Genomic DNA, 13,003 nt, shown 5'->3' on the forward strand with positions numbered 1-13,003 from the left:
GTGTCGAGCGAAGCTCGACGGAGTGGGGGGCGACCCCTGGGCGCAAGGCAAGACGATGCTTGTGCCTGGTGCCCTTCCTATGTCCGTGACGGAGTGCAGCTGGTTCCCCCACTCCGTCTCGGCTTCTCCGAGCCACCTCCCCCCTCCGGAGGGAGAGGAAAGGAGCCTGGCTGGGGCGGCGCCGACGTAGACGATTTTTCTGCTGAAGATTGAGTGGCGCGCCCCGCCGGAGTCTGGGGCGCGCCACGGGCGCAGGGAGATACGCCCTATTCCTTCAGCAGCCCCTATTTCTTCAGCACTGCCTCTACTTCTTCAGCACTGCCCCTACTTCTTCAACACTGCATTGGCCTTCGCCGCCGCGTCCTTCAGGCCTGCCTCGGGGTCGCCGCCGAGATAGATCTTCTGCATGGCGTCCGACGTGATCTGGGCGACTTCTTCCCAACCCGGGATGACCGGCGCGAAGCGGGCATCGGGCAGGAGCGCGGTGAAGGCGGCCAGGTCGGCGTTGTTGACGTAGTAATCCATCTTGGCCTCTTCCTTGTTCACCGGCAGGAAGCCCTCGCCTTGCGTGAACTTGGCGCGCTGCTCCGTGGTGAACAGGAAGTCCATAAGCTTCCAGGCCTCGTCCTTGTTCTTGGAGTTCTTGAACATGATCATGGAATCGGTGACGCCATAGGTGCCGCGTGCGCCGGTCGGACCAGCCGGAATGGCGGCGACGCCGTATTTCAGCGTCGGCGCCTCGTCCTTGATCTGGTTGGACAGGAAGGGCGCGGTGATCATCATGCCGACCTTGCCTTGCTTGAACAGGTTCTGCACGTCCTCGCGGTTGTTGGAGGTGACGCCCGGTTCCGTCAGCCCCTCGTCGATCATCGACTTGTAGAGCTTGGCGGCTTCGAGCGCGCCCGGCGTGCCAAGGCCCGACGTGCCGTCCTTGTTGAGTATCTCTGTGCCTTGCGACCACATCGCGTAGTAGTAATAGACGTCGGTCTCGATCTCCTTGCCCTGCAGCCCGAACCCGAAGGCGCCGGTCCCCAGCGCCTTGATCTTGCGGGCGTCGTCCTGCAGCTCGGTCCAGGTTGCTGGCGGCTTGGCGATGCCGGCCTTCTCGAACAGTTCCTTGTTGTAATACATGGCGCGCGCCGAGGCTGCGATCGGCAGGCCGTAGGTCTTGCCGTTCATGATCGAGGGCGACAGGAACGTGTCGATGAAGCGGTCCTTGAATTCGGGCGTGATGTAGCCATCGAGCGGCTCGGCGACGTCCTGCTGGACGAAGTCGATCAGCCAGCGCGTGCCGATGATCGACAGATCGGCGTTTGTGCCGGCGGTGATGTCGGTGGTCAGCTTCTGCAGCAGCACATCCCACGGCACGACCTCGAACTTGACGGTGATGCCGGGATTCTTCGCCTCGAATTCCTTCTTCACTTCCTCGAAATAGGGGCCGGTCTTGGCGCTGTATTCGGCGACGGTGACCCGCACTTCACCCGCATTCGCCTGCGCCGCGAAGGCCAGCATGCTCATTCCGGCCATCAGGCCGACAGTCCATTTCGCAACGTTCATCTGATCTCTCCCATTTTTGTCCGCGCCTATGCGCCCCTTGAGCCTGATCGCTGGCGCAAGATTTATGTGACTTTCCTACATTATCGATGAATTGGCCGCATGCAAGCGGATTAATATGTTGCTTAATTACATTCCCTTCATTAGCCTGCCGACATCTGCCTGACCTGCGGGAGGAGCAAGCGCCGTGGTTTCGAAAGCCGAATTCGAAGGCCGCACTGTCGTTGTCACGGGCGCCGGCGGTGGCCTTGGCTCGGCGATCGTCGCACTGCTGGCCGAGCGGGGCGCGCGGGTGGTCGGCTGCGATCAGTCCGACGAGGCGCTGGCCAGCCTGAACCTTGCCTCGCGCCATGTTTTCAACCTTCTCGACCGGGCGTCGGTGGAGAAGGCCATTGCTGCCGTGCTCGACAAGGATGGCGTGCCCGACATCCTGATCAACAATGCCGGCTGGACACGTGCCGAAACGCTGAAAGCGCTGACGGCGGACAAGATCGAGCACGAACTCGACCTCAACCTGACCGGGGTGATGATGTTCGCCGACCCCATTGCCAAGGCAATGGCCGCGCGCGGTTCGGGCAATGTCGTCTTCATCTCCTCCGTCAACGCCATCGCGCATTTCGGCAATCCCGCCTACGCCGCCGCCAAGGCCGGCATCAACGCCTATGCCAAATCGATCGCGGTCGAGCTTGGCCGCAGCGGCGTGCGCGCCAATGTCGTCTGCCCGGGATCGATCCGTACCGCCGCCTGGGACCATCGCCTTGCCAAGGATCCGGAGATCCTCGGCAAATTGCAGCGGCTCTACCCGCTCGGCCGCATCGTCAATGCTTCGGAAGTGGCCGAAGCAGTGGCCTTCCTTGCCTCGGACCGCGCATCGGGCATAACAGGCGTGGTGATGCCCGTGGATGCCGGACTGACCGCCGGCTGCCTGCCCTTCATCGACGACATATTGGGAGCGTGACCATGACCGACGTCGAGTTTCGCGACCTGTCGAAATCCTTCGGCCAGCACAAGATCCTCGAGAACATAAGCCTCGATATCAAGGGCGGCGAGTTCGTGGTGCTGGTCGGCCCATCCGGCTGCGGCAAGTCGACCTTGCTGCGCATGCTGGCTGGCCTGGAGACGATCACCTCCGGTGACCTTTTGATCGGCGGCGTGCGTGCCAACGATTTGCCGCCGCAGCAGCGCAACATCGCCATGGTGTTCCAGTCCTATGCGCTGTTCCCGCATCTCAAGGCCTCCGACAACATTGGCTTTGGCCCGAAGATCCGCGGCGAGACGCGCACGGCCATCGACGACAAGGTCAAGAAGGCCTCCGGCGTCCTCAACCTGTTCTCCTATCTCGACCGCTACCCCCGGCAATTGTCGGGCGGCCAGCGCCAGCGCGTCGCCATGGGCCGCGCCATCGTGCGCGAGCCGTCGGTGTTCCTGTTCGACGAACCGCTGTCCAATCTCGATGCGCAGTTGCGCGTGCAGATGCGCGTCGAGATCAAGGCGCTGCACCAGCGGCTGAAATCGACCATCGTCTACGTCACCCACGACCAGATCGAGGCCATGACCATGGCCGACCGCATCGTCGTGATGGACCGCGGCCGGATCCAGCAGGTCGGGGCGCCGCTCGAACTCTACGACAGGCCGGCCAACAAGTTCGTCGCCGGCTTCCTTGGCTCCCCGTCGATGAGCTTTGTCTCCGGGGCTCTCAAGACGACCCCTGAGAGGACCTGGTTCGAGTCGATCGGCGGCGGCCGGCTTGCGCTTGCCGGCAACCCGCTGCCGGCCGGCAGCGCGGTCGAGGCCGGCATCCGGCCCGAGCACTTCATCATCGGTGAAACGACCGACGCCATGGCGCTGAAGGTGGATGTCGTCGAGCCGACCGGCTCCGAGACTCATGTCTATGGTTCCATTGGTGTCGACGCGGTGCGTGCCGTGTTCCGCGACAGGGTGCCGGTCAGGCCTGGCGATCTGCTGCCGGTCTCGGTCGATCCCGCCAAAATCCATCTGTTCGACACCGCGACGGGCCTGCCGCTGAGATGACGACGGAAGCGCCAATGACGAATACACGCGCATGAAGACGCCGGCCGACATCATCACGCGGCTGCAGCTGATATCGCAGGACGGCACCAAGTCGGACCGCCGGCTGGCCGGCCTGGTACTGTCCGATCTCGACTTCGCCTCCAAGGCGGCGATTTCGGAGATCGCCGGACGCGTCGGCGTCAGCGAACCGACGGTGACCCGCTTCTGCCGCAATCTCGGCTGCGAGGGCCTGCGCGATTTCAAGTTCTACCTGGCGCAGGCCATCGCCATCGGCGGCCAGTATCTTTCGCCCGAGCCGCTGAGCCGCGACGCGCGCGAGCAGCGCATCGCCTCCGCCATCACCGAAGCGGCGATCTCAGCCATCCAGCGCGCCAGCGAGAACCTCGACATGACGACGCTGGTCGCCGTCGCCGAGCGGCTTGCGACGTCGGGCAACGTTCTGTGTATCGGCTCCGGCGGCATCTCCTCGATGATGGCGACCGAGATGCAGAACCGCTTGTTCCGGCTCGGCCTGCCGGTGCTGGCGCAGATCGACGGCCAGCTGCAGCGCATGTACGCCGCCGTTGCCACGCCCGAAACCACACTGGTCGCCTTTTCCGTCTCAGGCTATGCGCGTTCGGTCATCGAAGCGGTACAGGTCGCCCAGCAATATGGCGCCTCCACCATCGCCATCACCGCGCCGGAGTCTGCCCTGGCCAAGGTCGCCGACACGGTCATCCATCTGCAGCCGCTCGAGGACGGCAACATCTACAAGCCGACATCGTCGCGCTATGCGCTGCTGGCGATCGTCGACATGATCGTGACGTCGGTAGCCGAGACGCGCGGCCCGAAGGTGCTGGAGAATTTGCGCCGCATCAAGCAGAGCGTGAACACGCTGAAGGTCGACGACCCGCGTTTGCCGCTCGGCGATTGAGAGCCTGCCGATCTCCTCCGTCGTGGGGGAATGTCCGGTAGGACAGAGGGGGCGCTGTCCCGCAGACAGATCAAGGGTCTCCATGCCGCGCAAGCGGTGGATCCTGGATCAGCCGCCGAGCGCTTCAATGCTCCGTGACAGCGCCTCGGGATCGCCTGAGATCCGCAGCGTCTTCAGCCTGGCCGTACCGCCAGCGACAACCGAAACGGCCGAAACAGGCACGCCCAGCGTCTTGGCGGCCAGTCTTTCCAGCGCTTGATTGGCGGCGCCGTTTTCCGGCACGGCGCGGACCCGCGCCTTCACGTGGCTTCGCCCGTCCGCCGCCGTTTCGACGCCTTCGAGCCTGTCCACGGAAGATTTCGGCGTCAGCCGCACGAACAGATCGATGCCGTTGTCGCGAATGCGGAACGGCGCGCTCATGCGGTCGTCAGGCGCCCAGCAGCAGCGGCGCCACCGTGGTGAGGATGAACTGCCTGAGGAAGAACAGGATCAACAGCAGGATGATCGGCGAGATGTCGATGCCGCCAAGGTCCGGCATGAAGCGGCGGATCGGCCGCAGCGCCGGCTCGGTCAGCCGGTAGAGCATGTTGCCGATGCTGCCGACGAACTGGTTGCGTGAGTTGACGACGTTGAAGGCGTAGAGCCAGGAAAAGATCGCCGAGGCGATGATGACCCACCAGTAGAGGTCGAGCGCCATGACGATTGTTTGAATGAGGGCGAGCATGCCGGTCTCCAATTGTTGCCGACATGTAGCCATTGCATGCGATACGGGCAAGGGCTGGCTTTGCGTGGGCGCCAATGCCGAACCATAACCGTTTTTCGCTCGGCTCGATGCCGGTGTGTCAAAAATGGTCCGGTCACGGCACCGAGGCTTCATGGACAAACCCGGTCCTCGAATTCTACAAACGGCCGCGGGCACGCGCGACGTGAGTCGGCCCAGACCCCGGTTTGTTTCAAAGGAAAATGCATGCGCATTCGGTCGATGGTTATGGGGTTGGGAACAGCCGCCTTGGTGGCGGTTGGGGCATTCGCCTTGCCGGCCCAGGCCGAAGGATTCCAAAACATCGTGCTGTCGGCCACCGAGCATGCGGAGCAGACGCAGGCGACATTTTCACCGGACACGGCGAAGATTTTCCTCTCCGCCGACCTGACGGACGAGGTGGCTTCGGGATCGAAGCTCACCGTGAGCTGGATTTCGGTCGATTCCGGCGGTGTTGCGCCGGCGAACTACAAGATCGACGAAGTCAACTTCGAAATCGGCACGATCGACAACCACGTCGACTCCTCGATGACCAAGCCGGATGCCGGCTGGCCGGTCGGTACCTATCAGGTACAGATCGCTGTCGACGGCACTGTGAAGGAAACGGTCGATTTTTCCGTCAAGTGACCGGCGGCGCCAAGTGGCTTCTCCTTCATCCGCCGCCGAGGTGAGGCAGGAAGCGGCGGATGGCCGCTTGTTGCGCGCCGACGAATGGGCGAATACGCGAAACCAGCAAGGCGGCGTTCCACCGGCGGCGACCTGACGTCGAGCGGCCGGTAATTTCGGCAAAACGCCGCCTTGACAGAAAACCGCCACGCCCGATAAATGCGCCATCCGTTGGACGGGGCTGTAGCTCAGCTGGGAGAGCGCGTCGTTCGCAATGACGAGGTCAGGAGTTCGATCCTCCTCAGCTCCACCAGCGGAATAATCGGTTTTCCCCCTTTTGCTGCGCCACCAAGGCGCCAGCAGCATCCCATGTATCGCGATGCGGCGCCTCGGCGCCGATGCCCCCAAAAAAGGCCATGGGCAATTTGCCGCGGTTTCCAAGGCAAGACGATTGTCAATTGGACTTATGGCGATGGCCGCTGCGGGATCGGCGCTATTTTTTTTGCAAGCCGCCCCATTAGACTGACGTTTTCAAATCAGTTTTTTCTGTGTGTTGTGAGAAGGCGTTTCGGTGGTGGCGACCCGAAGACGCTATATGGAATCCGAATCGAAATGAAGAATTCGCCTGCGAAAGCAAAGACGTGTCCATTCGCGAGAATCTCGCTGCAAATCTCAGACGGCTCTGCAAGGATCATGCCTCCGTTAGCGCGGTATGCCGTGAGTTAGGTATCAACCGCACACAGTTCGAACGTTACCTGCAGGGGCAGACCGTTCCGAACAAGGCCACTGCCAAGCTGATTTGCGACTACTTCCGCATCAACGAACCCGAACTGTACCGGGATCCGGGTACGCCCGAACCCACGGTAGCCGGCCTGCCGCCGATTTCCGAAATCCTGTTCAAACAGATGATCCGCCCGCCCGCCCCATCGATCGCGGGAGGCACCTATTTCACCTATTTTTCGATTCCGGCCCGTCCCGATCTGTTGATGCGGTCGGTGACCTTCGTACGCCGCGAGGCCGAACTGGTCACGTTCCGCAGGGTCACCGGATGGTCGGAGCGCCGTGGCTCGACTTGGGCGCGGGCGCGCGGCAACCACTATGGCGTGGCCATCTCGCGCCTGAACTGGATCTATTTCAGCGGCGTCAACCGCCGCCAGACCGGCGAACCGTCGCTGATCTCCGTGCAATGGGCTCCCATCTCCGAACCGGTGCTGATCGGCAAGGCCATGCTCCTGACCGAGGCCGGACCGGCGTTCGTATCGGTCATCATGCGGCAGGATTTGTCCGGCATCCCGGCACGGCATGCGATCCGCATGGCGCATGTCGTCGGGTTTGACGATCCGGCCATCGATCAGCTGGTCGTCAGCCTTGCCCGCGACTGGCAAGACCAGTCTCCCGGTTACGCTAAATAAGAATAAGGATACCCCGAAAAAGCGTATGTTGCCGACAGGCTACTCCATATCCGAGAAAAATCGATTTTTTAGACTTTACGAGCAAGAAAGATATTTCAGACAACATTAGCTTTACTATAATTTTAACAAACTGTTAACTCTTTCGACCTTACCTTTCTTCTCGCGGATCCCGTTGTGGGGGATCTCTCATCAGATCCCATTGGGGTCGGGAAAGGGACGAAAATGGCCAAGAAAGTGAACAATGCCCCGAAGCTGACGGTCGCCGCAGGCACGCAAACGGTCTTCTTCTCGCAGGGCATGCACTACAACAAGCGCTGAAGTCGCTCGGTGTCCGACAGGCCGTCGGCCTGTCGGTGCCTTGCTTTCACAAAGTGCCTCGCTTCCACAAACGGCATTCAGCATCATGAAAATGCGCTCTTCAAAAACGCTTGTCTTCTACCCCGGGACGAACAAGGTCACGGCCTGCAATTTCCTAACCAGAAGTGTCTTCGAATGCAGCCCCGAGGTGATCGGCCTCCTCGCGTCCTGGGACGAATGGGCCTCCACGGCGGAGATCGCGCGTGCCCACGGATGGTCGAAGGCCGAGCTGAATGCCGTCGTCCCGCAACTGCTTGATTTTTCCGCCTTGGTCCCCGCCGGCTCGCCGCTGGCCGAGCAGGAGACACAGTTCTCCGGGCAATGGAACTGGGGGCTCCCGACCGCGCTGATGCATTTCTGCGTCCAGGACTCGGAGTTCATGACCATCGAACAGGCCGAGGCTCGGCAGATCGAACGCGCCGGTCACGTCGCGCAGCCCGATCTCCTGCTCAAGAACGCCGCGGGCGCCATTGCGCTGCCGAGCGCGCTGGATGACAATGAACTCCTGGCCTTGATGGCGCAGCGCCGCACCAATCGCACGGCGGCCGCGCCCACCATCACTGCAAAACAGCTTTCCGACTGCCTGTTCGCAGGCATGGGCATCACCGGCGAAACCAGCAATTGCGTTGGCGCCCTGCCACTGGGGATGACCCCTTCTGGCGGCGCGCGAAACCCCTATGAAGCCTACGTGGTCGCACTGGGCGTCGAGGGCCTGGAGCCTGGCGTCTACCACTATTCCGCCGCTGATCACGATCTCGGCAGGATCTCGGCCAATCATCTGCCGAAGATCTCCGAACTGGTCGGCGGGCAGGAATGGGCGGATGCCATGCCTTGCCTCATCCTGCTTTGCGCCAGCCTCGACCGCACCATGTGGAAATATGAGGATGCCAACGCCTATCGCGTCGTGCTGATCGAAGCCGGCCATATCGGCCAGAACATGATGTTGGCGGCAACCAGGCACGGTTTGTCGGCCTGCCCCACGGCCGCGCTCAGCCATACGGCGATCAAGCGTCTTCTCGGCCTCGATCGCCTCACCGACGCACCGATCTATGCCTTGACCCTCTCGACCCCGGAACCAGGCCCGCATTCGGCGGGTCGGTCAATTAATTAGCCGCCTCAATATGACAGGAGCACTACGTGGCAAATCAGTCCCTACGTCAGTCGGAGATCGATAGCCTTCAATATATCGCGTCGATGACCAATGAGCTGGTGCAGATGGCCGAAGCAAGCCGTTTTCCCATGATCTCTTATCTGCTCGGCATGGCCTATGCCGAGGCCTTCGATGTCCTGCGCGGCGCGCGACCGGCGAGGCATGCGCAACTCAGCGGCAACCCGATGCATCCCACGCCGCGTGCAAAGGAAAACCACGCGCAGCCAAGGAGAGCGTAGCGGATGCACTCGCCAGCCCTGTGCGCACCGGCGGGCTCGTCGCCGAACCGGTGGGAGACACTTTGTGCGCTACAAGGCCTGCTGCCGCTCCTGAGACGGCCGCCGCCGACCTTGACCATGCCGGAATGGTCTACTGGTTCGAGCAGGCCGAGGCCGAGATTGCCAACAGACAATTGAGGGGACCCGCAAATGAACATGATCGCCGCCATCAGGGCCGCCGACGCCAGCGAAAGCGTCTTCGGCCGGCTCCATGCCCTGATCTCCAGTCGGCCGGCATCGCCGGATGCCGCGCGCGGCGAAGCCCGTCAACTGATTTCCATGGCAGTGGCCGACACCTGGCAAGCCGACAGCCTCTGGGGCGCGGCGGATGCTTTCCATGCCCATTTCGACTTCATGATGCAGACCGTCGAGATCAATGGTCCCGGCGATCCGAACCTCGCGACCCTGCGCACGAAATGCCGCTTCTACCTGGAGCAGGTCGAAGCGCTGTGCCGGTCGATGAGCCTTCGGTAGAGAGCCGGCTCCGGTTTTTCCCGGAATTGCATCAGTTTCCCGGAATTGCTTCAGTTCCCGGATTGCTTCAGTTCCGAAGACTGAACACGAAAGGCGCCGTGCGGCTGACGCGCGAGCCGAGTTCCGGTGGTGGCGCCGGAACGGTGGCCCCCTGCAGTACGGCAAGCGCGGCCCGATCGAGTTCGGCGTCGCCGGATGAGCGCACGACACGTGCCGATATCACCCGCCCGGATCCGTCCACCGTGAAGGCTACGTTGGTATTGCCTTGCGCGCCCCTGGATTTCGCGGCGCTCGGATAGCGCTTGTGCCGATTGATCCATGCCTTCAGCCGCGACTCCCACTTGGCCGGGCTGATACCTGAAAACCCGGCCGACGACTTCGGCGCGGCTGCCTTGGCCGCCGGCCTGCTGTTCGCGCTTGCGGCGGCCACCGTCCTTGCCGGCTCCGCCTTTTCCTTCCTTGGCCGTGGCTTGGGCTTTTCGACCGGCTTTTTCGCTTTGACTGAGACCGGTTTCTTTTCCTTGGGCTGCTCGAGCGGCTTTGGCTGCGGCAGCGGAACGACGACCTCCGGCGCGACCGTCTCGACGACGTCGGGAACGACCTCTCCCAACGGCGGCTGGTCGACTGGTTCCGCTTCGCTTGTCTCTGTCGGCTCGATCTCGTCGGGAGGCGCCGTTTCCGCCTGCTCGGTCGGCTGCGGCCGCTCTACCACTTTCTCGGGCTCGGCTTTGGTCTCCTCGACCGGCTCGGCCTGGTCGGGTACCGCCGCATCCAGCATCGCGGCCTGTTCCGCAGGCGTGATCACCATCGGCGACATCTCTATCATCAGCGCCGGCGGCGGCCCGCCATCCGGCTCGATCGGACTGAAGCTCTGCACCGCATAGGCGACCGCGACATGAGCGCCGAGCACCAGCGCGGCTGCGCCTGCCCACAAGCCAAGGTCGCGCCAACCAAGGCGCGACAGCTCAGCCGTTGGCATGGCGGCCGCTTGTGTCATGGCGCTGCCGCTCCGGTGGCGGGTGCCGGAGCATCGGCCGCGGGCACCGCCTCAAGGCCGACCAGCGCGATCTTCAGATAACCGGCGCCGCGCAACAGGTTCATCGCTTCCATCAGGTCGCCATAGGCGACCGCCTTGTCGGCGCGCAGGAAGATGCGCGTCTGCTTGTCGCCCTTGGTCTTGCCGTCCAGCGTCGCGGCGAAGACCGGGCGCGGCACGGTGTCGTTGCCGATCGCCAGCGTCAGGTCATCCATCAACGTCAGGAACAGCGGCGTTTCCGGCCGTGGCGCGGGCGTTGCAGTCGATCCCGGCAGGTCGACATTGACATCCACCGTCGCCAGCGGTGCCGCGACCATGAAGATGATCAGGAGCACCAGGATGACATCGATGAACGGCGTGACGTTGATCTCGTGGCTTTCCTCGAGATCGTCATCCATGGTCTGGCGGATTCTGGTTCCCATCCTACGCTCCCGCTACTCCGCCGCCATCCCCGTCGCGGGCGCGACAGTGCGGAAATCCAGGTCGCGGCTGACCAGCCGTTCAACGCCCGCCGACGCATCGGCCAGGATCTGCCGGTAGCCGGCTATCGAGCGCGCGAAGACATTGTAGATGACGACCGCCGGTATCGCCGCGACGAGCCCCATCGCGGTGGCCAGCAGCGCTTCGGCGATGCCGGGTGCGACCACGGCGAGATTGGTGGTCTGCGCCTGCGATATGCCGATGAAGGCATTCATGATGCCCCAGACGGTCCCGAACAGGCCGACGAAAGGCGCGGTCGAGCCGATCGTCGCCAGCAAGCCGGTACCGCGCGACATGCGCCGCGATGCCGCCGCCTCGATGCGCGACAGGCGCGAGGTGACCCGCTCCTTCAGCCCGTCGCCCGAGACATGGTCGAGCGCGCCGGCCGAGAGCGCGGTCTCTTCCTCCGCCGCCCGCACCAGGAGTGCGCCGGGACCGCCGCTGCGATCGAGCGCGCGGCTCGCCTGCTTCAAGGTGGCGGCATCGCCGATCGCGCGGACGGCGCGGCTGATGCGCAGCTTGCCGCCAAGAATTTCCAGCGATTTCGCCAGCCATATCGTCCAGGTGACGAAGGACGCGAAGGCCAGTCCGATCATCACCGCTTTCACGATAATGTCGGCGGCCATGAACATGCCCCATGGCGACAGGTCGTGCGGCAAGGTCAACTCCATTGCCGCCGAAGATCCGGCTGTCGCACTCGGCGCGCCAGCTGGCTGCTGTTGCGCGGGTGCCATCATGGCCGGTGCGGCAGCCGGTGAGGCGGGCGCGGCTGGTGCAACGGGTGCTGCGGCAGCAGGCGCCTCGACAGTGGGGGCGGTGCCGGCCGGTTGCTCCTGGGCCGCTGCACTGGCAGCCGACAGGATGACTGCGACCAACGCCGCCAACAAACCATTTCTCGACAAGAGCTTCTTCCTTGTTTTCACAGCGGCGAGCCGCTTCCTGTTTCCCGCCCCCTCAGCCTACTGCACGTAGCCGACGGGTTGGCCGGTGACGGGGTGCGCGAACACGCCCATCTCCACGCCAAAAATGCCTTTCAGCACGTCGCCCCGCATGATTTCGCCGGGGGTGCCGCGCGCCAGCAGCTTGCCGTCCTTCATGGCGATCAGATCGTCGCAATAGCGCGCCGCCATGTTGGGATCGTGCAGCACCACGACGACGCAGAGATCGCGCTTGCGGCTGAGATCCCTGACCAGCCCCAGCACCTCGACCTGATGGGCGATGTCGAGCGCCGAGATCGGCTCGTCGAGCAGCATGACGCCGGCATTCTGCGCCACCAGCATGGCAAGCCAGGCGCGCTGGCGCTCGCCGCCCGACAATTCATCCACCAGCCGGTCGGCGAAACCGTCCATGTCGGTCAGGCCGAGCGCTTCCTCGACATGTCGCCTGTCCTCGGAACCGAAGCGGCCGAGCGCGCCATGCCAGGGATAGCGCCCCAGCGTCGCCAGCTCGCGCACGGTGAGGCCGGTCGCCGCCGGCGTCGTCTGCGGCAGGTAGGCAAGCGCACGAGCGAACTCACGCGCACCCCATTGCGGCAGCGGCCGTTTGGCGAAGGTGATGGCGCCGGAACTTGCCGGCTGCTGGCGTGCCAGAAGCTTGATGAGCGTCGATTTGCCCGAGCCGTTGTGGCCGATCAGCCCATAGACGCGCGAGCGCTGCAATTCGAGCGAAACCGGGCCGAGCAACGTCCGCTCGCCGACGGCAAAACGCACCGCGTCGATTTGAAAGGCAGTCTCGGCTCCAGCCACGCTCATGGCTCTTCTCCAGTGCGGCCGCCGGACTTCCAATTTCTGGCCCGGCAGGTAGGTGCCCGGTTGACTATGAAACATGACCTTAATAGTCAACATTGAAGATGACTGCAACGGTCAACAATTCGTCGTGACAGCCGATATCGCGACCAGATTCTGATCGGCGGACGCGGGCCAAGCGGGAGAGGCGCAAACACGCGCAATGAA

General features: G+C 63.3%; 16 protein-coding genes and 1 tRNA gene. 10 read left to right on the plus strand and 7 right to left on the minus strand.

Annotated elements, in window-relative coordinates:
- Nucleotides 1-324 precede the first annotated feature (324 nt).
- Entirely contained in the window at nucleotides 325-1,557 is a 1,233-nt protein-coding gene (locus LB577_RS24710) for an ABC transporter substrate-binding protein (protein WP_224689296.1), read from the minus strand.
- 184 nt (nucleotides 1,558-1,741) lie between these two features.
- Here LB577_RS24710 and LB577_RS24715 point away from each other — a divergent pair, with 184 nt between their 5' ends.
- The 3 genes from LB577_RS24715 to LB577_RS24725 are packed head-to-tail and all read left to right on the plus strand — an operon-like array spanning nucleotide 1,742 to nucleotide 4,498.
- Complete coding sequence (locus LB577_RS24715; protein ID WP_224689297.1) at nucleotides 1,742-2,512, plus strand: SDR family NAD(P)-dependent oxidoreductase; 771 nt, start codon at nucleotides 1,742-1,744, stop codon at nucleotides 2,510-2,512.
- A gap of 2 nt (nucleotides 2,513-2,514) precedes the next feature.
- Nucleotides 2,515-3,585: an ABC transporter ATP-binding protein gene (locus tag LB577_RS24720; RefSeq protein ID WP_224689298.1), complete on the plus strand. Its 1,071-nt coding sequence runs from the start codon at nucleotides 2,515-2,517 to the stop codon at nucleotides 3,583-3,585.
- 31 nt (nucleotides 3,586-3,616) lie between these two features.
- The gene (locus tag LB577_RS24725) at nucleotides 3,617-4,498 is read left to right on the plus strand and encodes a MurR/RpiR family transcriptional regulator (protein WP_224689299.1); all 882 of its coding nucleotides are present in this window, start codon (nucleotides 3,617-3,619) and stop codon (nucleotides 4,496-4,498) included.
- 108 nt (nucleotides 4,499-4,606) lie between these two features.
- On the opposite strand, the gene LB577_RS24730 is transcribed toward LB577_RS24725, so the two are convergent.
- Complete coding sequence (locus LB577_RS24730) at nucleotides 4,607-4,918, minus strand: DUF167 family protein (RefSeq protein WP_224689300.1); 312 nt, start codon at nucleotides 4,916-4,918, stop codon at nucleotides 4,607-4,609.
- Between the two features lie 7 nt (nucleotides 4,919-4,925).
- A complete protein-coding gene (locus LB577_RS24735; RefSeq protein ID WP_013892367.1) occupies nucleotides 4,926-5,222 on the minus strand; it encodes a YggT family protein in 297 nt (98 codons plus the stop codon).
- 243 nt (nucleotides 5,223-5,465) lie between these two features.
- Here LB577_RS24735 and LB577_RS24740 point away from each other — a divergent pair, with 243 nt between their 5' ends.
- From LB577_RS24740 to LB577_RS24765, 6 genes are all read left to right on the plus strand, one after another.
- The gene (locus tag LB577_RS24740) at nucleotides 5,466-5,885 is read left to right on the plus strand and encodes a hypothetical protein (RefSeq protein ID WP_224689301.1); all 420 of its coding nucleotides are present in this window, start codon (nucleotides 5,466-5,468) and stop codon (nucleotides 5,883-5,885) included.
- 216 nt (nucleotides 5,886-6,101) lie between these two features.
- A tRNA-Ala gene (locus LB577_RS24745) sits at nucleotides 6,102-6,177 on the plus strand.
- A gap of 328 nt (nucleotides 6,178-6,505) precedes the next feature.
- The gene (locus LB577_RS24750) at nucleotides 6,506-7,276 is read left to right on the plus strand and encodes a helix-turn-helix domain-containing protein (RefSeq protein WP_023765990.1); all 771 of its coding nucleotides are present in this window, start codon (nucleotides 6,506-6,508) and stop codon (nucleotides 7,274-7,276) included.
- A gap of 505 nt (nucleotides 7,277-7,781) precedes the next feature.
- Nucleotides 7,782-8,744: a SagB/ThcOx family dehydrogenase gene (locus LB577_RS24755; protein WP_224689302.1), complete on the plus strand. Its 963-nt coding sequence runs from the start codon at nucleotides 7,782-7,784 to the stop codon at nucleotides 8,742-8,744.
- Nucleotides 8,745-8,770: 26 nt separating this feature from the next.
- The gene (locus tag LB577_RS24760; RefSeq protein ID WP_023765988.1) at nucleotides 8,771-9,022 is read left to right on the plus strand and encodes a hypothetical protein; all 252 of its coding nucleotides are present in this window, start codon (nucleotides 8,771-8,773) and stop codon (nucleotides 9,020-9,022) included.
- Nucleotides 9,023-9,211: 189 nt separating this feature from the next.
- Complete coding sequence (locus tag LB577_RS24765; protein ID WP_023765987.1) at nucleotides 9,212-9,535, plus strand: hypothetical protein; 324 nt, start codon at nucleotides 9,212-9,214, stop codon at nucleotides 9,533-9,535.
- 67 nt (nucleotides 9,536-9,602) lie between these two features.
- Here LB577_RS24765 and LB577_RS24770 read toward each other — a convergent pair whose 3' ends face one another.
- The 3 genes from LB577_RS24770 to exbB are packed head-to-tail and all read right to left on the minus strand — an operon-like array spanning nucleotide 9,603 to nucleotide 11,785.
- A complete protein-coding gene (locus LB577_RS24770; RefSeq protein WP_224689303.1) occupies nucleotides 9,603-10,532 on the minus strand; it encodes a TonB family protein in 930 nt (309 codons plus the stop codon).
- Entirely contained in the window at nucleotides 10,529-10,993 is a 465-nt protein-coding gene (gene exbD / locus LB577_RS24775) for a TonB system transport protein ExbD (RefSeq protein ID WP_224689304.1), read from the minus strand. Before exbD ends, LB577_RS24770 begins: the two co-directional genes overlap by 4 nt.
- 12 nt (nucleotides 10,994-11,005) lie before the next feature.
- Complete coding sequence (gene exbB, locus LB577_RS24780; RefSeq protein ID WP_224689349.1) at nucleotides 11,006-11,785, minus strand: tonB-system energizer ExbB; 780 nt, start codon at nucleotides 11,783-11,785, stop codon at nucleotides 11,006-11,008.
- Here exbB and LB577_RS33545 point away from each other — a divergent pair.
- Nucleotides 11,676-12,023 (plus strand): hypothetical protein, encoded by a 348-nt coding sequence (locus tag LB577_RS33545; RefSeq protein ID WP_224689353.1) that lies wholly within the window; start codon nucleotides 11,676-11,678, stop codon nucleotides 12,021-12,023. The two genes, exbB and LB577_RS33545, sit on opposite strands and share 110 nt — an antisense overlap.
- On the opposite strand, the gene LB577_RS24790 is transcribed toward LB577_RS33545, so the two are convergent.
- Nucleotides 12,011-12,802 (minus strand): ATP-binding cassette domain-containing protein, encoded by a 792-nt coding sequence (locus LB577_RS24790; protein ID WP_224689305.1) that lies wholly within the window; start codon nucleotides 12,800-12,802, stop codon nucleotides 12,011-12,013. The genes LB577_RS33545 and LB577_RS24790 overlap by 13 nt on opposite strands.
- Nucleotides 12,803-13,003: the final 201 nt, after the last annotated feature.

This window comes from Mesorhizobium sp. B283B1A, assembly GCF_020165735.1.
Classification (GTDB): domain Bacteria; phylum Pseudomonadota; class Alphaproteobacteria; order Rhizobiales; family Rhizobiaceae; genus Mesorhizobium; species Mesorhizobium opportunistum.